This window comes from Aestuariivirga sp. (genome assembly GCF_041738905.1).
Taxonomy (GTDB): domain Bacteria; phylum Pseudomonadota; class Alphaproteobacteria; order Rhizobiales; family Aestuariivirgaceae; genus Aestuariivirga.
Genome location: NZ_JBGSOZ010000073.1, coordinates 24075 through 43160 on the forward strand (window position 1 = coordinate 24075; position 19086 = coordinate 43160).

The 19086-nt window shown below is 58.7% G+C and carries 15 protein-coding genes and 1 pseudogene; 5 read left to right on the top strand and 11 right to left on the bottom strand.

Annotated features, from left to right (window positions below; all coding sequences use genetic code 11):
• Positions 1-9: 9 nt before the first annotated feature.
• The 8 genes from ACEW8Q_RS05980 to ACEW8Q_RS06015 all read right to left on the bottom strand — a co-directional run bounded on the left by ACEW8Q_RS05980 (position 10) and on the right by ACEW8Q_RS06015 (position 7697).
• On the bottom strand, positions 10-435 hold the full coding sequence (locus ACEW8Q_RS05980) for a hypothetical protein (RefSeq protein WP_373503142.1): 426 nt from the start codon (positions 433-435) through the stop codon (positions 10-12).
• A 14-nt stretch (positions 436-449) separates the two neighbouring features.
• Complete coding sequence (locus ACEW8Q_RS05985) at positions 450-1181, bottom strand: hypothetical protein (protein ID WP_373503143.1); 732 nt, start codon at positions 1179-1181, stop codon at positions 450-452.
• Positions 1182-1606: 425 nt separating this feature from the next.
• Positions 1607-2296, bottom strand: coding sequence for a recombinase family protein (locus tag ACEW8Q_RS05990; RefSeq protein ID WP_373503144.1), 690 nt, complete (start codon positions 2294-2296; stop codon positions 1607-1609).
• 866 nt (positions 2297-3162) lie between these two features.
• Complete coding sequence (locus ACEW8Q_RS05995) at positions 3163-5460, bottom strand: bifunctional DNA primase/polymerase (protein ID WP_373503145.1); 2298 nt, start codon at positions 5458-5460, stop codon at positions 3163-3165.
• A gap of 125 nt (positions 5461-5585) precedes the next feature.
• Positions 5586-6026: a hypothetical protein gene (locus tag ACEW8Q_RS06000; RefSeq protein ID WP_373503146.1), complete on the bottom strand. Its 441-nt coding sequence runs from the start codon at positions 6024-6026 to the stop codon at positions 5586-5588.
• A 1-nt stretch (position 6027) separates the two neighbouring features.
• Entirely contained in the window at positions 6028-6330 is a 303-nt protein-coding gene (locus ACEW8Q_RS06005) for a hypothetical protein (RefSeq protein ID WP_373503147.1), read from the bottom strand.
• Positions 6330-6722 carry a hypothetical protein gene (locus ACEW8Q_RS06010; protein ID WP_373503148.1) on the bottom strand — a complete coding sequence of 131 codons (393 nt, stop codon included), beginning with the start codon at positions 6720-6722 and terminating at the stop codon, positions 6330-6332. Before ACEW8Q_RS06010 ends, ACEW8Q_RS06005 begins: the two co-directional genes overlap by 1 nt.
• A 411-nt stretch (positions 6723-7133) precedes the next feature.
• Entirely contained in the window at positions 7134-7697 is a 564-nt protein-coding gene (locus ACEW8Q_RS06015; RefSeq protein ID WP_373503149.1) for a biotin transporter BioY, read from the bottom strand.
• Positions 7698-7769: 72 nt separating this feature from the next.
• Here ACEW8Q_RS06015 and ACEW8Q_RS06020 point away from each other — a divergent pair, with 72 nt between their 5' ends.
• The 3 genes and pseudogenes from ACEW8Q_RS06020 to ACEW8Q_RS06030 all read left to right on the top strand — a co-directional run.
• Positions 7770-8657 (top strand): MBL fold metallo-hydrolase, encoded by an 888-nt coding sequence (locus ACEW8Q_RS06020; protein WP_373503150.1) that lies wholly within the window; start codon positions 7770-7772, stop codon positions 8655-8657.
• A gap of 115 nt (positions 8658-8772) precedes the next feature.
• The gene (locus tag ACEW8Q_RS06025; RefSeq protein ID WP_373503151.1) at positions 8773-9843 is read left to right on the top strand and encodes a calcium-binding protein; all 1071 of its coding nucleotides are present in this window, start codon (positions 8773-8775) and stop codon (positions 9841-9843) included.
• A 119-nt stretch (positions 9844-9962) separates the two neighbouring features.
• Positions 9963-10457 (top strand): annotated as a pseudogene (locus ACEW8Q_RS06030) (dihydroxy-acid dehydratase); the annotation flags it as partial.
• Positions 10458-10478: 21 nt separating this feature from the next.
• Here the strand turns inward: ACEW8Q_RS06030 and ltnD are convergent.
• The 3 genes from ltnD to ACEW8Q_RS06045 form a co-directional block, all read right to left on the bottom strand.
• The gene (gene ltnD, locus ACEW8Q_RS06035; protein ID WP_373503152.1) at positions 10479-11384 is read right to left on the bottom strand and encodes an L-threonate dehydrogenase; all 906 of its coding nucleotides are present in this window, start codon (positions 11382-11384) and stop codon (positions 10479-10481) included.
• Between the two features lie 16 nt (positions 11385-11400).
• Complete coding sequence (locus tag ACEW8Q_RS06040) at positions 11401-13038, bottom strand: long-chain-fatty-acid--CoA ligase (protein WP_373503153.1); 1638 nt, start codon at positions 13036-13038, stop codon at positions 11401-11403.
• A gap of 1211 nt (positions 13039-14249) precedes the next feature.
• Positions 14250-15656 carry an amidase gene (locus ACEW8Q_RS06045; protein WP_373503154.1) on the bottom strand — a complete coding sequence of 469 codons (1407 nt, stop codon included), beginning with the start codon at positions 15654-15656 and terminating at the stop codon, positions 14250-14252.
• Positions 15657-15753: 97 nt separating this feature from the next.
• On the opposite strand from ACEW8Q_RS06045, the gene gabT reads away from it, so the two are divergent.
• On the top strand, positions 15754-17055 hold the full coding sequence (gabT, locus tag ACEW8Q_RS06050; RefSeq protein WP_373503155.1) for a 4-aminobutyrate--2-oxoglutarate transaminase: 1302 nt from the start codon (positions 15754-15756) through the stop codon (positions 17053-17055).
• A gap of 32 nt (positions 17056-17087) precedes the next feature.
• Positions 17088-17771 carry a zinc metallopeptidase gene (locus ACEW8Q_RS06055; protein ID WP_373503156.1) on the top strand — a complete coding sequence of 228 codons (684 nt, stop codon included), beginning with the start codon at positions 17088-17090 and terminating at the stop codon, positions 17769-17771.
• Positions 17772-19086 lie beyond the last annotated feature (1315 nt).

The following is a 19086-nucleotide window of genomic DNA, read 5'->3' on the forward strand; positions in this document are numbered from 1 at the left end:
TTTACTTGTTCAGAGGATGCCGCGCCGTGCGGCTTCCTCCGCTACCGCTGCCATAAAGAATTGCGTCCCGACGCGAAAACGCGGGACCGGATAGGCGCGGAAATAGTCATCCCAAAGCCGCTTCAGGTCATCCGGCGTGACCTTGGCCGCGAGCGGAGACATGCGATGGGCTTTATTCGCCCGGTCATAGAACAAGTCCATAATCGTGGAACCGGGACCGAACATGCGAATAATCGGGTCAGCAGCTTCGCGGTCAAGGCGAGCCTGCCATTCCGCTTCCGTGGGAAGCTGCACAAGCTGATTGCGAAGGTAGGCCGGTGCATCTCCCGAATGGAAAATAAGAGGCCTTCCGACCTTGCGGCCATGCTTGGCGGCTTCGCGGTAAATTTCGCTGACCTGATCGGCCTTGGCGAAAAAGTCGAGTTCGGATGACATGATGGTGATTCCTTTCATATGTCGTATGGATTTGTTTCGTCAGTATGCGGAGTAACATCGTGGTACTCCACGTCTTCCGCGTCGAGATATTCTTCGAGGTAATCCGGCCTAGCCGCGATTTCAGCCATGGTTTCCCTGCGGTTCGCGTGAACCTGTTGCAGCAGACGCTTGAGGGTTTCCATATCGGCTTGGGGAAGCCGGTGGAGGTCGCTGGACTTGACGATGAATTGCGGGTCATTCGGGTCAGCCGCATTCGGGTTGCCCGCGTCCACATTGATGGTGGTCTTGATTTCACGGAGTCCGAAGTCGAACTTCTTGGCATAGGCCAAGACAATCTTGGAATCGCGTTTGCGGACGTACATGGGCTTTTTGGTTGCCGGGTCCAGAACCAGACCCTTGGAGTTGACCACGGGTACCATCACACCTTCGAAAAACTCTTCCTTGAGAACGTCCGCGACCTTCTCTTTCCATGACTCGAAGATGTCTTCGCAGGCGCGCCCGAATACCAGGTCACGGGCCATTGCTGTCAGATAGGTGCGGCGAGTGTGCGGACTTCCGTCAACCAGTTCGGCTGCCTTCTGGACGCTGCCAGTGGTGCGATAGGCTTCAAGGAATTGTGCCTTGCGCTCATCGGTGAGCGGATGACGGGCATGGGGAATCGTATCGGGTGAACGTGCGAGCGGCGTCTTGCCGTCTCCACCTGCCTTCCATCCCTTGGCCTTGTCGGGAAGATTGCTCTTGCTCACCTTTGGCACCGTGTTGACCCTTCACTATTTGAACTTGGGCCTATTATCCGGGTGCGCAGGGGGTACTTAATACCCCCGATTTGCATAGTGCGACAATTTAGCACAGGAAAACATGTTTAGCCATGGTGAAACTATCGTCAGTATACGGTCAATCTCAAAGGCGATTTTCTGGAACCTACGGCCCAAAAATCAGAGGACGTTTTCAGTGATACCCGGCCCAAAAATTTGACCGATGCCTTGCGGATGCCCCACGCACGGGGCTGGGGGGTTACCCCTACCTAGGGGTCTATTCCTAAGTGCTTTTGGGGGTACGGCAGGGTCAGCCGTGATCCTTGGCCGGATACCTGGACTCAGGATGACACATGGAAAATGCCGCAACCCGATGAGGTCACGGCCATGAAGACGGCGGATGATGTGGACGGCGGTTAGGCTTGCGTCTCAATCCTGTTCACGAGTCGCATGACGCTTGCGGGATGCCACTGGCCACCGTGACGGGTGAGGATGCCCTTGCCGTTCAATGCGTCTGCAATGGCCTGCAAGCCGGTGATGCCCTCTGCCTTGATCGCTGCAACGTCTTCCGCAAGCTCAGCCGCATAGTTACTGGCCAATGCCTTCACCTTTGCAACACCATTGGCGCTGCCAACGCGATAGGACCGGCCAAAGGCCTTTGCTCCAAGAGGTCCACCAAGCTTGACACCGCGCGCCTTGGCCGCTGCTAGGGCATCCTTGGTGCGCTTGCTAATGGCTTCCGCCTCATGCTCTGCGAATAGAACCATCATGCCAATCATTGTCTTGTTTGCATGAGGATTATCGCAGGTCAGAAACTCGACTCCCTCATCGCGCAAGCGGTACAGGAAGGGCACATCACGGGTGAGCCGGTCCAGCTTTGAAATGAGCAAGGTTGCACCCGTCTTGCGGGCCATGCGGATAGCCTCTTGCAGCTTGGGCCTTTCCGCCTTGCGACCGGACTCCACTTCCACAAGCTCAGCGACAATCTTGCAGCCCGCTTTCTCCGCATAGGATTCAACTGTGGCCCGCTGAGCTTCGAGGCCAAGGCCGGACTTGCCTTGCCTATCGGTGGACACTCGAAGGTAAGAGACGAATTTGCAGGTCATGACACAACTCCAACTGACATTTTGCATACTCTTATACGGTCGTATGAGGGATTGTAAATCTCAGATGGTGGCCGTGGTTACCGGATTCAAGTTCCGCTTGGCCGGTCCTTTGGCCGATCATGGCAGGCCAGATGGAAGGCCGATTGCTGCAACAGAGAAGGCCTCCGGCTGGCATTGCTGATCATGGGCACCCTGAGAAGCCTGCCAAGGGTGGACGGCCCTGCAAGGCAACGGGTCCACCGTCCGTGATAGTCTGTAACATTTTGTTACATGTGTGATAGTCTGTAACATTTTGTTACATGTGTGATAGCTTCGAGCGTATGGGTTGTGGGCAAAAGGCCTCTACCTTCTAGTAGGTAAGTAGGCCAATGGGGTGGTTCGCAGCGGCGGACCTTGAAAACCTCAGCTTGGTTTTCTGCCATGTGTTTGGATTTGTGTCCTCTACTCTTCGCCGCTTCAAGAGCGGCAAACTAGATAGATGTGAACCTCGCATGGTTCACCATCCTATATATAGGTGCGAGGTGATGCGAGGTTGAAAACTGGCGTTTTATCGTTGTTTTTCATAAGGATAACCTCGCATGAGCAAAAACCTCGCATGACCTCGCATGAAAAAGCAAAACTCAATGAATCCGGGCCTTTCTTCGCCATTTGCATTATCGTGCGAGGTGGTGCGAGGTTGGTAACCCGATGATTTATAAGGGAAACAACCTCGCACGTGCGAGGTTCATGCGAGGTTTGGTGCGAGGTTTTTTCGCATTTTTCACCCTTGCCGCAGGTTTTGGCTGAGGTTTTCGAGGCCTCAGCCCTACGGCTTTGATATTCGGGCATAAAGTGCCAAAAAACCCCTTCCACTAGGTTTTTCACAATCAGGCCGCGTTTTCGGCGGCTTCCAAGCGATCAATAGCAGGCTCCCGAATCTCGAAAACGCCTTGAGCACCCGGACTGACATTGAACGTCACCACCTTGCCGCTCTTGATGTGGACAACGTTGCCGCTGCCCTTGAACAGACGAGCAAGGTCCTTGATCAAAGTCGGGACGCTCTTGCCCTTCTTTCCGGTTTCCGCCTTGGCGGCTGCCCTGACCTCAGCCGGGGCCTTCCGGTCATCGGCAATGGCCTTGTTCATTTCCAGCCATGCCTTGGCCGTTTCGGAAGCGGTGAAGGTGGTCTGATCCGGCGACTCCTCATAGAGGCTCACCAAGAGGTCAATGAAGCGGGCACGGCGCGCGGTGTCCTTGGTTACGCTGACGGCCCGCTGTACCTTCTGACGGCCCTTGGAAGGCACATGGCAGGCAACGGCCCCGGTCCTAGACTTGCCGAACCTGTCCTTGCCATCAAGCTCGATTGAGTCCGTGGTGAAGACGAAATTTTGGTCCTCTTCGGCTGCCTTGGACCTGACAAGCTTGGCGGTCCGCGTCTTCTTGTCCTCAGCCGTCGAAATGTGAATGACGGTGCCGGACATGTTTTCAATGATGCCACTGCCGAACGTGGTTTCCTCATTCGCCTTGGGCGGGTGAGCTTCAATGATGGTGAAGCACCGATCATCCGGCCCGGTGCGGAACTTGGCCGCAAACGATTCCAGGTAGGCCGCGCCACGGGCCATGGCCGCGTCATCACTCATGCCCTTGTCGGCAAGTGCAACAAACCGCTGCCACGTGGTGATCCAGATAACCAGCTTGCGGGCACCTTGAACCTTGGCAGCCGCCATATGGGCTTCAATGTCTTCGCGCATGACTTCCATGAGGGCTTCAATCTCATCTTCGGTTTCCGCCTTGAATCCTTGCAGGTCATAATCCAGAAGCTTGAAGCGGGCCGGGTCAATTTGCGCTTCCGGGTGCGCCTTGTGCCATGCCTCATCGCGCATCTTCACGCCGGGCTTGTCTTCAAGGACGATTCCGACAACGTACCATCCGGCGTCCATTTCTTCGCCCATCCAAGTCTTTTGATCGGTGGCGAGCGACTTCAACAGGTCCATGACCACAATCGTCTTGCCACTGCCACGCTTGCCAAGGACAATGGTGTAGCTCGACGCCGGGACAAACTGGTCAACCGCGAACTCATAGTCCTGAATCCGCGCGGCATATTCGGTGCTGGTCAACAGACTGGACCGGAGTCGGTCCTTGATGCTCATGGGATTGGGCTTCCGGCTCTTCGGAGCGTCAAACTCATCGTTGTCATTGTCGGCTTCCGGCTCATCATGCTCACCGTCTTCCGCACGGCGCATGAGTCCCGTGTTCTTGGAGCCGGGACGTTCCTTGCCGTACTTGAATGCTCGGTCAATCTTCAGTTCAAGGTCTTCGGGATACCACGGCGGCTCACACCGCTCATTCCATCCGCCGTCTGCCACCAACATTTCGAAGATGGCAGCCTTGCTCAGATTGAAGTCCTTGAGCTTGCAGCACGTGACATAAGTGTGAAAATCTCCGCCGTTGCCCTCATAGGCCGGTTCACGAGTCTTGAGCATCTCCCTTCCCATGGCAAAGGCGTCGTCCGAGTCCACGCCATCGGGATCAATGGACAGGTGGCCATTTTCGGGCCGGTGCTTGGCCAGATTCATCTTGGCCTTGATAACCTCAGGCAACGGCGCGAACGGCGCATCATGCGTAATGGAATAGAATGCCGGTTCAAGCGTGTCCGGTTCGAACTCATCGGGCAGATAGGTCTTGCAGCCGGGGCCTACGGCAAAGCCGTTCCCTGACCGCGTATCGAGGCCGGGTCCAAGCGCCGTGCGGACGGAATTGGAATAGATGGCATCGGACTCGAAATACAGATGATATCCGCCCTTCGGCGTCCTCACCGTGAAAGTCATGGACAGCAGATTGGCCTTCGAAACGTCCAGCAAATCACATGCCGTCTTGATTCCGGTTTCACCCTCATCAATATCCAGAATGAACTTGTGAGGACCGGCAACCGGGCCGTAGTTCGACTCCGGGTCATCCTTGAACCAAGCGCGGATTGCATTGGCGTCCGTGGTGGCAAACTCATCATATCCCCAACGGCCAATGGGATGCTTGCCAGTGCCACGGCAATACTTCTTGCCACGCACACGCATGGCGGGATCATCGGGCAAAGGCGGCAATCCGCAAGAGCAAGTGGCATCGGGCCTCTTGTATGCGGCGCGTACCAGCTTCACGCCACGGCTGGCGAGCAAGAGGGCAGCGGCCAAATTGTCCGTGGGCTGATTAGTATTGACATTCGAGGGGAAATCGCTCATATCTCTGTTACTCCGTACACTGTTGACTTACCTGAGACCCGCCGCGTTGCCACGCAGGCGGGTTTCGCTATTTGGGATCATGCGGCCTTCGAAGGCTTCCTCTTGTCGCGCTTGTCGTGGGGCGGGTAGTAGGTGGACTCACCGAACATGAGGTCACGGCCCATAAGACGGTCTTCGATGTTGTCGGCGTAGGCTTCATTCACAGCGGCATTCGGCACACCCTTGATGGTCTGCTTCAGGTTGTGCATGTCGAGTGCCCAGTTCATCGCGTATCCATCCGGGTAGTAGGTCCACTGTTCAATGAACTCCCGCACGGGAACGGTGATAACGTGCGTCTTTTCACCCATGACAAAGCTGAAAAGTTGAATCTGAAAACCGCTTGAGTCTACCCTCTCGACTCGGCCCTGATATTGGATGTCGCCGTCCTTCCACGAATGGCAGTAGCGGCCAATCATTGCCTTGCAGAACAGCCCAATGCATTCGTGGCGCAACTCTTCCTTGGTGAGGTTGTATCTCATGTCAGCGGCACACCCGGAAATCAGAGGGCCATCCGCTGAAGCGCCAAGAATGGAAGCTTTCAAAGTGCTTGCCGGTGCGGGCGAAGTATTCCGCGTCATCCCGCTCAAAAATCTTTCTCAGGCTCATTTCGTGCAACTGATTGCTGGTATAGAACTTGCGTCCGGCCATGATCGAACGCGGTTCAATCCGTGCGAGGCCACTGCGGCTCAAGTCCATGTCCTTGGTGCGAACGCGGTCAATGCGCCACCACTCGCCATCAAGCTTGATGTGGTTGCCGGTCCAAGGGTGCTTGCTCATGGCCATTACTCCCCACATGAGGGGTGAGCGGGGTGGCCCACGGGCGGCATGACGGGCGTTTCGCGGTAGAGGCCAAGGTCACGCGCGCTGTAGCGGCGGCTACGGCACAGAACAGCGGAAGGCTTCGCAGTGGGGCGAAGGCTGGTCTTGTGCAGCATCTGCCGTTCGGTGAGGCCCAAGGCCATGGCAGCTTCACTGAGGGTCACGGCGCGGTCTTCACCGCGAAGGCAGGCCATGAACCATGCAGGCTCGCATTGCGCGGCCTTGCACATCTGCATGAGGGGGAGTCGTTCGGTGGTCCGGTCATAGGGCCGGTCCATGGTATTGGTCAGGGTGCGCGGATGCACCTTGAAGGCGTTTGAGGCGGGAAGCCGGTCAACAAATCGAGGGTATTCCATCGGTGGTCATCTCCGTCGAAAAGAGGACGGAGAAACGCACCATGCGCGAAGTCACCGCCTCATTGGGTTGAGGTTTGGTGCCATCACGCTCGTGAGCGCCTATTTAAGCGGTAACATGTGTTCTCATGTTCGCTTGCCCACTTTGGTGGCGGTCGCGGGCATTAATTCTTTATTACCACGGCTGCTAAAATCTTGACAACCCCTAAAATGAAAAATTCTACACGATGCCCGGCCAAGGTAGGCGTCAAAGAAGGCATGTGAGAAATTGAGAAAGCCCAATGATGGCTGAATTCCAGCGTTTCTTGGGCTTCCCGCGAATCGGACCAATGAGGTTCGAATCCTCTCACTCCGACCAATAGAAAACGCGGGCAATCGGCGAGATTGCCCGCGTTTCTTTGTTTGACGGATCTTCTAGCGCCGGCCGAGCAGCGCCCAGATGGCGGGGAAGCCCAATGCTGCGATTCCGGCCTTTACCGCGTCACCCGCGATGAAGGGCAGAAGCCCGAACTGGACGGCCTTCTCGAAGCCGATCCAGCCCGACAGCCACAGAAGGCCCGGCACATAGACCACGGCAGCGCCCAGCAGCATGGCGGCGAACATCTTCGGCACCGTACGGTCCCAGCCGCGTTCGGCAAGCAGGCCCACCACATAGGCCGCTGCGATGAAGCCCAGTACATAGCCGAAGCTTGCCAGCATCACGCCGGACTTGAACTCGGCGAAGACCGGTAGGCCGATGGCACCTTCAAGCGCATAGAGCGCCAGCGTGGCAGCACCCAGCCGCGACCCGTAGGCAGCACCGATCGCCAGCACGGCGAGCGTCTGCAGCGTCATCGGAACGGGAAGCATCGGCACGTTCACCTGCGCGGCCAGCGCCACGAGAAGCGAACCCGCTACCGCGAGAACCGCGTTGCGGAGTGCCGTGGAACCCGTCATCGGCCACAGGCGGTCAGAAAGAAGGCTGGCATTCATGGTCATTCACCCCTACCCTGTTTAAATCATGCGTCGTGCATCATTTATAGTGTTCAAGTTCCCTCGCCGCAACAGCACATGACCGATCTCCACTTCGACCGCGACTTTGACGTGAGACCCGGCGAGGCGGTGGCGATCTCACCACTCGTTCGCCGCGTGCTGGCCAATAATCCCAGCCCCTTCACGTTCAAGGGAACGTCGACATTCATCGTGGGCCGGGGACAGGTGGCGGTGATCGATCCCGGGCCTGACGATGATGCCCATCTCGATGCCCTGCTGCACGCAGTCCGCGGCGAGACGGTGACGCATATCCTGGTCACGCATTCGCATGCGGACCACTCGCCCTTGACGGCCAAGCTGCAGAAGGCCACCGGTGCCAGAACCCATGCCTATGGGGCGGTAGCACCCACCGGCGAGGCAGGTCTTCGTCTCGATTCCTCCATCGACCATTATTTCGACCCGGACATCAGGCTTGGCGACAGAGACACGCTCACCGGCCCCGGCTGGTCGCTCGAATCGGTCTTCACGCCGGGCCACATGTCGAACCACATGTGCTTTGCGCTGAAGGAAGAGAAGGCGCTCTTCGCGGGCGATCATGTGATGGCCTGGGCGACAAGCGTGATCGCGCCGCCCGATGGAGACATGGGGCAATACTTTGCTTCGCTGCGAAAGCTGCTGGACCGGGACGACGACATCTACTTCCCCTCGCATGGGCCATCGAAGCGAAATCCGCTGCCGCTGGTGAGGGGTTACCTCGCACACCGCAAGATGCGCGAGGCCGCCATTCACGCCCGCGTGGCGCAGGGCGCCCGCACCATTCCGGAGATCGTCGCTGCGATCTATGCCGATGTCGATCCGAAACTCCATGCTGCGGCTGCGCTCTCGACGCGTGCTCATCTCGATCACCTCGTCGAACAGGGAAAGCTGCACGTGACGGACAACACATACACGGCGGCCGCGCCGTGATGTGAACGAGGGGTGAACCGCAAGTTCACCCTCGCGACACGCTGCACCCCCTATCACCAGCTTGTTCAACACGGCCAGGCGGCATTCCGCCCCTGGAAAAGAAAGCTGCCCCGACATGGCTATTCCGACAGAGAATGCCGATCTGCTGATCGGCACCGACAACTTTGACTTCATCAATGGACTGGGTGGGAATGATGCCATTCTCGGACTTGGAAATGATGACTTGCTGCTTGGCGGCGACGGCAACGACTTGCTGGTCGGCGGCCGTGGCAGCGATACACTGAATGGCGGTACTGGCAACGACACCGCGAACTTCAACGATTCCAGCCTTCGGGTTAGCGCAAACCTCTCGCAAGGCATCGCGCGCTTCAGCGCAAACGACTTCAGCAACACATCGGAAGTCGATACGCTCCTCAGCATCGAGAATCTCGTCGGCGGAAGTGCCGGAGACCAACTCATCGGCAATGCGGCGGCAAACAGAATCTCCGGTATGCTGGGGAACGACCAACTGATCGGATACGCCGGAAACGACCATTTGGTCGGTGGGGACGGCGACGATTACCTCGATGGGGGCAAAGGCGCCGACACTCTTATCGGAGGAGCAGGAATTGACACGGTCGACTACTTCTACAGCGGCAAGGGCGTTCAGATCAATCTCATCGACAACACGGCGAGCGGCGGCGATGCCAATGGCGATGTCATATCGGGCGTCGAATCCATCTACGGATCGGACTTTGCGGATACGCTGACTGGCAACTCCAGCAGCTCCTCGCTGGCGGGGAACGTTGGCGATGACTTCATCACCGGCAACGGCGGGAAAGACGATATCACGGGCGGCATGGGACACGATATCCTGTCGGGCGGCGGCGGGGCCGATACATTCCACTTCCATGACGTTGCAGAGTCGGGCACTTCGGCTGCAACGCGCGACCTCATCACCGACTTCAAGACAGGCGCCGATCATATCGACCTCTCGCATGTCGGGTACAACGGCGACAAGTTCAACACGGTGCATTTCAGTTTTGTGGGTTTGCAGAAATTCTCCGGCACCGGCGATGAGCTTCGGCTGGTCTATTCGGGCGCGAACACATTCATTTACGGCGATGGCAACGGCGACAAGCTCACCGACTTCCAGATCGAGTTCACAGGACACCTGACCTTGACCGCCACCGACTTCATTTTCTGATCCTGGTTTCAAGCGATGCCGGTTGCCGAAACTGGGCGACCGGCGGCATGAATGCCCTTGCCCCTTGAGGCTGGACGGGCAAGACTCGCAACACGTCCAGACAGACGACACCCGACACGCCCGATGGCTGCGTTGTCAAGCCGTCCGCATACGACGACTTTGACGTGACGCCGAATCACATCCTCATCCTCCGCAACGCAGGTCCGCAAGGTGGGCCCGGAATGCCGGAACGGGGCATGCTGCCAATTCCGGAAAAGCTCGCGAAGCAAGATGTGCACGACATGCTGCGCATCTCGGACGCGCGCATGAGCGGCACCAATCATGGCGCCAGCATCCTGCATGTCTCGCCAGCGGCCTATATCGGCGGACCATTGGCACTGGTGAAAACGGGCGACACGATGTCGATCGATATCACCGCACGATCGATTACGCTCAATGTCTCCGACGCCGAACTCGTCTCACGCAAGTCCGCGCTGAAACCGCCGCCGCCCCGTTTCGAGCGGGGTTACGGCTGGATGTTCGCCCAGCACATCGGACAGGCCGACGAAGGCTGCGACTTCGACTTCCTGCGCACCGACTTTGGCAGTCCTACGGGTGAACCTGCGATTTTCTAGCAAATCTGAGCATCCAGCGTGTCAGACTTGGGGCTTGGGCAGTTCAATTCCCGTTATCTTCGCGATCATCCGCGCCACCGAGGCGTCGTCGTCCTTGCCCATGCCGGCGGCGGCGGTCATCAGGAACATCTGGAGCGCTGTCGCGGCAACCGGCATCGGGAATTTTTCGTCGCGGCCCATGTCACCGACGATCCCTAAGTCCTTCGTGAATATCTCGACAGCGCTCCGGGGCGAGTAGTCGCCATCGAGAATGTGCGGCACGCGATTCTCGAACATCCAGCTATTGCCCGCCGACGCGGTGATGACCTTGTAGACCGTAGGCAGGTCAAGCCCGAGCTTTGCCGCGAAGGTCATGGCCTCGCAGGCCGCCGCGATATGAACGCCAGCCAGCAGCTGGTTCACCATCTTGAAGGAGGCGCCGATCCCCGCCTCGTTGCCGAGTTCGTAAATGGTTGCCGCCATCGCATCGAGAGCGGGGCGCGCCGCCGCGAAGGCGTCTGCCGTTCCCGACGCCATGATGGTGAGATGGCCCGCCGCTGCCTTCACGGCACCGCCGCTGATCGGCGCGTCGAGATAGTGGAGGCCCAATGCCTCGGTCTTTGCCGCGAGCTTTCTTGCTTCCGCAGGGGCCATGGTGGCGGACGATATGATGACGCCGCCCTTGCGAAGCCTCGCGGCTGCACCATTGCCGCCAAACAGCACGGCATCGGTCTGGGCTGCATTCACGACGACGGTGAGAAGAACATCCGCATCACTTGCCGCTTCCGCGCCGGAGGCAAAGCCACGGCCACCGGCCTCTTCCAGCCGTTTCACCGCGGCCGGGTTAAGGTCAGCACCCGCAACCTCCAGCCCCTTGCGGAGCATCGATTGCGCCATGCCGAGCCCCATGGAGCCCAACCCGATCACACAGGCTTTCGTTGCAGTCATGATGTGAAGGCACTCCTCAGGTGGCAGGGAAACGATAGTCGCTGAACCGCGCGCGCAATTCCATTTTCGAGATCTTGCCGGTGGCCGTGTGGGGAATATCATCGACGAAAACCACGTCGTCCGGCATCCACCATTTCGCAATCCGGCCCTGCAAGTGGGACAGGACAGCTAAACGGTCCACAGCCGCACCGGGCCTGCGCACGATTACCAGAAGCGGGCGCTCGTCCCACTTGGGATGGGGCAGGCCTATGGCAGCTGCCTCCTGCACGCCGGAGCATCCGACCGCGATGTTCTCCAGCTCGATCGAGGAAATCCACTCGCCGCCCGACTTGATGACATCCTTCGAGCGGTCGGTGATGTGCATGTAGCCATACTGGTCGATGGTGGCGACGTCGCCGGTGTCGAACCAGCCGTCGGCATCGAAGGCGTTGAGACCCTCGCCCTTGAAGTAGCTCTTCGCCACGGCCGGGCCCTTCACCTTGAGCCGACCGAAGGTCCGGCCATCATGCGGCAGCACGTTGTCATCATCGTCGGTGATCTTCATGTCGACCATGAAGGGCGGGCGGCCCTGCTTGAGCTTGATCTTCCACCACTCGCTTTCGGGAAGGCGCGCGACCTGCTCCGACCTTGTGCCGAGCGATCCGATGGGGCTCATCTCGGTCATCCCCCAGGCATGGATCACATCACAGCCATAGGTCTCGACGAAGGCCTTCATGATTGATTCCGGGCAGGCCGATCCCCCGATGACGACGCGCTGCAGATGCGGCAGCCTGAGTTCCGGGTTCTGTTCGAGATATTGCAGCAGCATGAGCCACACAGTTGGAACAGCCGCAGTGATGGTCACCTTGCCGAGGTCCAGCAACTCATAGATCGAGGCGCCATCGAGCTTGGGGCCCGGCATCACCATGGCCGCGCCCGACAAGGGGCCTGAGAACGCGATGGACCAGGCATTGGCATGGAACATCGGAACGACCGGCATCATGCGGTCGCGGCTGGAAATCGCCATGGCATCGCCTAGCGCGCACATCAAGCCGTGCAGCACGTTGGAGCGGTGCGAATAAAGCACGCCCTTGGGATTTCCGGTGGTGCCGCTCGTGTAGCACATGCCGCATGCGGTGTTCTCGTCGAACTCGGGCCAGACGAAGCCGCAATCACCCTCGGCGATGAGGTCTTCATAGCAGATGACATTGCGCAGCGTGGTGGCGGCCGGCATATGCGCCGCGTCCGTCATGATGATGAAGCCCTTCACGCGCGGAAGTTTCTCCTGCAACGCCTCAAACAGCGGCACGAAGGAAAGATCGATGAAGATCCACTGATCTTCGGCGTGGTTGATGATGTAGTCGAGCTGGTCGGTGAAGAGCCTGGGGTTCAGCGTGTGAACGATGGCGCCGAGGCCCATCACGCCATACCAGATCTCCAGGTGGCGCCATGTATTCCAGGCCATGGTGCCGATGATCGAACCGAGCCTCAGACCAAGGCGGCGTTCGCAGGCGCTGGCCAGCGCACGGGCACGGGCGTTGAGCTGGGCATAGGTGGTGCGGTGGATGGGGCCTTCGACGGAGCGCGAGATGATCTCCGTCCCGCCATGCCAGCGGGCCGCGTGGTCGAGCACGCGGTGAACCAGCAGCGGAAAATCCTGCATCAGCCCACGCATTTGCGGTCATCCTCCATGTTCCATTTTCCTCTCCCTTACGCATGAGGGGGAAGAAGAATTGTTTGGAGTTTAGCGGGTAGGAGGGTGCGAAACCAGATGCCGCGCTAGCGCTGGAACGTCAACTTCTATGGACATTCAGCATGATGCAGTCGAGGCTCAGGGCCCCCCTCGCCGAAATGCAACGCCACGCGAATACTCGCACATCTCAGCCGCCATGCCTTCTCCATTTGCAGTGGGATTCAGGCTCGCTGCGGCCCTTATCATCGTCTCTCTTCATCCCGAGTTCGTGGTGTTGCATCCATGATGCGGGACGCAATCAGAAACAGAAATGCGTGTGCGCAGTTCTGTAGGAAAACGTACAAATAGTATCTGAAGCCAGTCGGGGTTAAGGCCCCATTGATGATCAGGTCATTGCCATTCAGACTATAGGACAGCCTGGACGATGGCAAAAAGACAAACAACGCGATCGTAGACAAGAAAAGCATCGTGAACATTGCGTCGCGGAGTAAGAAAACCCGACGTCTTGACCAGCAATCGCTAGACTCGAATTCCTTGACAGAGACGCCCCCCAAGGTGCCAGGACGTTTGCGCATCGTTGAACTCGTCCGCTGGATGCCCAAGACGAGAAGCCAAGTCACAAGCATGAGCGGAAAGTACAAGACACTTGTCTTTAAACTAATAAAGATCGTGAATTTGAATAGCTGCTCTGCGGAGAGAGATTGAACTAATTCAATTCCAGAGAACATGCATTCACTACCGCACTTGGACACATCGCCCCATATCAAGCCACCGAACGCAACGCTCAGGCCGCAGAGGATGAAGACTAGGTATCTTCGCAACCAGTACATGCTGCCACTACTACCGAGATTTCCGCTCAGCTTGCCCACTTGCGTCGGCCGCATCGATGAGGGCATGCCCTCCATAAGGTTGCCGATTTCTGCCTTCGCTGATGAATGCACGCGAACAAGTCGTTTGTGAATTCATCTTAGGTATTCCACCTTGTCCGAAGAACAAGACCATACAATCATGGGTATTTTGGCTATTCAACTCAAGAAACGACCTTCCGGTAGTCTATGGGCGGGATCGAGCTACGCGAGAGCATGAGTGTGCCTACCTGTCACCGGGACCGATCGAGTCTTTCCACATCGTGGGGCAGACAAATTGTTTTAGCCCTAACGGTAAAGCAGATGTGCCGCCAGATCACAGGCAGGTCAGCTTCTAGGATCAATCGGCGTGATCGCGCCAAGGCCCAGCACCTGCTCGATGAAACGCGCGCCAGCCAGCAGCCTCGCTTCGCCGCGTCCCGGCGCCACGACCTGCAGGCCCACTGGAAGGTGTGTCTTCGTGAAACCGCAGGGAATGGAAATCGCGGAACAGCAGGCCAGCGTGATGGCGTGGACGATCATCAGCCAGTCGACATAGGAGTCGAGCTTCACCCCGTCGCATTCGGCCACATAGCGCTGTTCGACGGGAAAGGGCGGAACGATGGTTGTGGGGCAGAGCAGAAGATCGTAGTGGCCGAAGAAACGCCGCATGCGGCGGAAGAGTTCGCCCCTCTGGGCTTCGGCCCTTGCGATCTCCTCGCCCGTGAGGCGCAGTCCCTTTTCGATGTTCCAGACAACTTCCGGCTTCAACAGATCGCGATGTTTGTCCAGCAGCGGTTTCATGTTGGCATAGGACAAGGCCCGCAAGGTCTGCGCGCATTCGCGGGTTTCCGACATGTCGGGATGGGCTTCCTCGACAATGACGCCTTCGGCCTCGAGTTTTCGCGCGGCGGCGAGAACGAGGCCCGCCACCTCAGGGTCGACCGGCGGAAGGCCCAAGTCGCGCGATACCGCGACGCGCCTCGGCTTCCAGCCTGAGCGGGCGGCTTTGAGATACGATGTGCCGTCGGAGGGCAGCGAGACCGGGTCTGCCGCTTCCTCGCCCACCATCGCGTCGAACAGCAGGGCCAGGTCCTCCACGTTGCGCGCCATGGGGCCTTCGACACCCAGCGTGGAGTCAATCTTGGCTCCGGGCGTTGCAGCCACGCGGCCCGGTGACGGCCTCATGCCCGTCACGCCGCAGAAGCTCGCGGGGTTTCGCAGAGAGCCGCCGAGATCGGAGCCATGCGCCACCCAGGCCATTCCGGTGGCGAGCGCCACTGCCGCCCCGCCCGAGGAGCCAGATGCGGACAATCGTGTGTTCCAGGGGTTCCGGGTGATGCCGAAGACCTCGTTGAACGTGTGCGCGCCCGCGCCGAACTCCGGCGTGTTGGACATGGCGTAGATCAACCCGCCATTGGCTTCGAGATGCGTGACCAGCAGGTCGGACGTCTCTGCGATACGGTCCTTGAAGATGGGCGAGCCCTGCGTCGAGCGCACGCCCGCGACATCGGCCAGATCCTTGATCGGCACTGGCATTCCGGCCAGAACGCCGCGTTCGGCCATGGGTTTCTGCATCAATTTCCGCGCTTCACTGCGCGCACGGTCAAAACATCGTGTCGGCAGCGCATTGACCGCGCCGTCGACCTCCGCCACCCTTTTCTCCAACGCGTCGAGGCAGTCGAGTGGCGAGATCGTGCCGCTCTTCAGGCCTTCGACAATTGCCGTAGCGGTCATCCGGATCAGGTCAGTCATGGCGCGTCCCCCGTGCTTTCGGATGACTTGAATCCGTTTGCCGCGCCCCCGTCAACAGGCGTAAAAGCCGCCCAGTCATTCCAAGGAGTAGAACATCATGAATGCACCGGTTGCAGCCCCAGGCATGAACAAGCAGTGGGTGGAGCGCCGCGCCAAGGCCGTTTCCCGCGGCATCAGCGCAGGCGCCCCGGTCATCGCGGCCAAGGCCGAGAACTCGGAGATCTGGGACGTCGAGGGCAATCGCTACATCGATTTCGGCGGCGGCATTGCCGTCGTCAACACCGGTCATCGCCATCCGCTCGTGATGAAGCGCGTCTATGAGCAGCTCGAAGCTTTCACCCATACCTGCGCGATGGTGATGCCCTACGCGCCCTTCATCGAACTCTGCGAGAAGCTCAACGCGGTCGCTCCCATCTCGGGCGAGAAGAAATCGGCGCTGGTCACCACGGGTGCTGAAGCGGTGGAGAACGCGGTGAAGTTCGCGCGTGCCTATACAGGCCGTTCCGATGTCATCGCCTTCAACGGTGGCTTCCATGGCCGCACATTGTTGGGCATGGCGCTCACTGGCAAGGTCGTGCCCTACAAGGCCAAGTTCGGCCCGATGCCCGGCGGCATCTGGCATGTGCCCTTCCCCGTGGCCCACAAGGGCGTCACGGTGGAGGACTCGATTCATGCCATCGAGTGGCTGTTCAAGGCCGATGTCGAACCCTCGCGCGTCGCCGCGATCATCATCGAGCCGGTGCAGGGCGAGGGCGGGTTCTATGTGGCACCGAAGGAACTGATGGTGCGCCTGCGCAAGCTTTGCGACGATCACGGCATCCTCCTGATCGCCGATGAAATCCAGTCCGGCTTCGGCCGCACGGGACGTTTCTTCGCCATGGAGCATTATGGCGTCGAGCCCGATCTCATCACCACGGCGAAGTCCCTTGCCGGCGGCTTCCCGCTGGCGGGCGTCATCGGCCGCGCCAAGATCATGGACGCACCGGAGCCTGGCGGCATCGGCGGCACCTATGCGGGCAACCCGGTGTCCTGCGCCGCTGCGCTTGGCGTCTTCGATGCCTTCGAGCAGGAAGGTCTGCTGGAGAAGGCCGAGAAGCAGGGCGTCATCGTCATGGAGCGCCTGAAGTCGATCAAGGCCAAGAACAGGGGCATGCCCATCGGCGACGTGCGCGGTCTTGGGGCCATGTGCGCCTTCGAACTCGTCACCCAGCACGGGGGCAACGAGCCCGACGCTGCAGGCGCCAAGGCGCTGGCGGCCAAGTGCCTCGAGCGCGGCCTCCTCATCCTCACCTGCGGCGTCTATTCCGACACGGTGCGCATGCTGACGCCGCTCACGGCCTCGGAGATGGTGCTGAAGGAAGGCCTCGACATTCTCGAAAGCGCCATTCTCGGCAATTGATCCAGCCGTCTTCCTGACCCATATACCGCGCCATGGTGATCATTGCTCTCCTTGGCGCGGTTCTGTTTCTGGCCCTCATTTTCGGGCCTCAGGCGTGGATTCGCGCGACCATGCAGAAGCATGGTGTGGAGCGCGCGGATTTTCCCGGCACCGGGGGCGAACTCGCGCGTCACATTCTCGACAAGGCCGGGCTTTCCGATGTGAAAGTCGAGCGCATTGCATCTGGTGACCACTATTCGAGCACTGACCGTGTGGTGAGGCTTTCGGCCTCGAACTTCGACGGGCGCTCGGTAACGGCCGTCGCGGTGGCCGCGCATGAAGCGAGCCACGCCCTTCAACACGCCGAGGGATATGGTCCGCTGATGCTGCGACAGAAACTCGCCGGCCATGCCATCATCATCCAGCGTGCCGGATCAATTCTGATGATGGCGACGCCCGTCATTTTTGCACTCACCCGTTCGCCCGTCGTCCTGCTGGGCGGCACTCTCGGCGCCATCGGCATCATGCTCTCGACGGTCGTCATCCACGCGGTGACGCTGCCAACCGAATTCAATGCGAGCTTCAAGCGCGCGCTGCCCATGCTGGAGAGCTACATCCCGCCCGAAGACATGCCCGGTGCCCACAGTGTGCTGAAGGCCGCCGCCTTTACCTATGTGGCCTCTGCCCTTGTCACGCTGCTCGACATCTCGCGCTGGCTCAGGGTGCTAAGGTTTTGACGTTTTGACGCGTCCTTCTTGATTCCCGCCTACGCGAAGACGACCCAAAAACATCCTCAGCAAACTTGAATGTGCATATCGGATTGCCGTCAACGCATTCTACGTGCTTGGCTAAGTCGCAGGCAAGTAACTCAGAAATAGCACACCTAGACAAGCCTGCTTGCCCGAATGAGCAGGAGATATTGCAAGAATCTTTTTTGCTTCAAATGGAAGTGTATCTGCAGGATTTGCTTCGAAGCCAGCTCGTAACAACGTCCCTGAACTCCCATCTTCAAAGAAATAGGCGTCATGTGGCCCTGCGTTTACAATCCAACCCTCCGACGCACCGGCAATGACTTTCCTACCCTCGCTTGATTCAAAATGCCCCTCAAATCGCATAAACGGGGCTTTCTCACTCGCCGCAACCATGAAAACACTCCCTGTTTCTAATTCACCGGATCGTGGCAGGTTACACGCTCCAATATCAATGACAACTAAAATCTTTACGTAAGCGTAAGTACAGCTAAATTGGTGAGGACTTTACATTGTGCAGTCAGCATCCGCTTATGCTTTGTGAGTTTTCAAGATAGGAGCATTTTACAGAAGGGAATAATTTCAAGAGGTTAGTTGTAATCACTTGTCGCGGGTACGCTACTGACATCTTCATACTCTATGCCTGTAGTCATGTCGCGACACCCTGCGGGATTCTGCTCATGACGGTGAGTTCGGATGGGTGGAGCGGCGGGTCGGCGGATGGATTTATGCTTAACATGAGTACCCCCGGGAGGTGGTCGGGTGTGCCCTCTGGGCGCTACGGTCCAAACGCCTTCAATTGCTATTTGAATTTCCAAAGAACACACCCCGGCCGGAAAGTCCTGCCAATATCTCGGGCTCTGCCATGCGGTTCCTAACGCTAGCTTCACTGCTGGCATATCCGCGTCGGGTAGCGCCCGCGCCTCCCAGCATTTCAACAAGCCAGATACCATGCCTGCACAAGAATGATGCATGTCTTGACTTCCCTTCGCCTCCCCAATTGCGTTTGAACCGCCTCCTCTCCTGCAGGGGGGAGAGGACAATTCGCGCCTGAACGTCTTCTTCCGCCTGCGGACAAGAAGGAACCCGCGATGGCTGGGAGATGAGGGACACCGGACGAAGTTGCAAATGCCCGCATGCGTTCCCCGCACATCGCGCATGTCTGGGGGATGTCCCGTACTCTGTTGAAAATGCCAAGGCTGGCGTCGCTGGTTGAACCTTATGCAGCATCGGCCAAGCGGTCAACTGCATGGGAGGCTGGCTGCTCGGTCCGATGGTTTTGAAGTGCGGCCTTGAGGATTGG

Excerpts from the sequence above, each read along its gene's own strand:
- ACEW8Q_RS05980 (WP_373503142.1), bottom strand. The coding sequence starts at position 435 with ATGTCATCCGAACTCGACTTTTTCGCCAAGGCCGATCAGGTCAGCGAA.
- ACEW8Q_RS05990 (WP_373503144.1), bottom strand. The coding sequence starts at position 2,296 with ATGACCTGCAAATTCGTCTCTTACCTTCGAGTGTCCACCGATAGGCAA.
- ACEW8Q_RS06000 (WP_373503146.1), bottom strand. The coding sequence starts at position 6,026 with ATGAGATACAACCTCACCAAGGAAGAGTTGCGCCACGAATGCATTGGG.
- ACEW8Q_RS06005 (WP_373503147.1), bottom strand. The coding sequence starts at position 6,330 with ATGGCCATGAGCAAGCACCCTTGGACCGGCAACCACATCAAGCTTGAT.
- ACEW8Q_RS06010 (WP_373503148.1), bottom strand. The coding sequence starts at position 6,722 with ATGGAATACCCTCGATTTGTTGACCGGCTTCCCGCCTCAAACGCCTTC.
- ACEW8Q_RS06015 (WP_373503149.1), bottom strand. The coding sequence starts at position 7,697 with ATGACCATGAATGCCAGCCTTCTTTCTGACCGCCTGTGGCCGATGACG.
- ACEW8Q_RS06020 (WP_373503150.1), top strand. The coding sequence starts at position 7,770 with ATGACCGATCTCCACTTCGACCGCGACTTTGACGTGAGACCCGGCGAG.
- ACEW8Q_RS06025 (WP_373503151.1), top strand. The coding sequence starts at position 8,773 with ATGGCTATTCCGACAGAGAATGCCGATCTGCTGATCGGCACCGACAAC.
- ltnD (WP_373503152.1), bottom strand. The coding sequence starts at position 11,384 with ATGACTGCAACGAAAGCCTGTGTGATCGGGTTGGGCTCCATGGGGCTC.
- ACEW8Q_RS06040 (WP_373503153.1), bottom strand. The coding sequence starts at position 13,038 with ATGCGTGGGCTGATGCAGGATTTTCCGCTGCTGGTTCACCGCGTGCTC.
- ACEW8Q_RS06045 (WP_373503154.1), bottom strand. The coding sequence starts at position 15,656 with ATGACTGACCTGATCCGGATGACCGCTACGGCAATTGTCGAAGGCCTG.
- gabT (WP_373503155.1), top strand. The coding sequence starts at position 15,754 with ATGAATGCACCGGTTGCAGCCCCAGGCATGAACAAGCAGTGGGTGGAG.
- ACEW8Q_RS06055 (WP_373503156.1), top strand. The coding sequence starts at position 17,088 with ATGGTGATCATTGCTCTCCTTGGCGCGGTTCTGTTTCTGGCCCTCATT.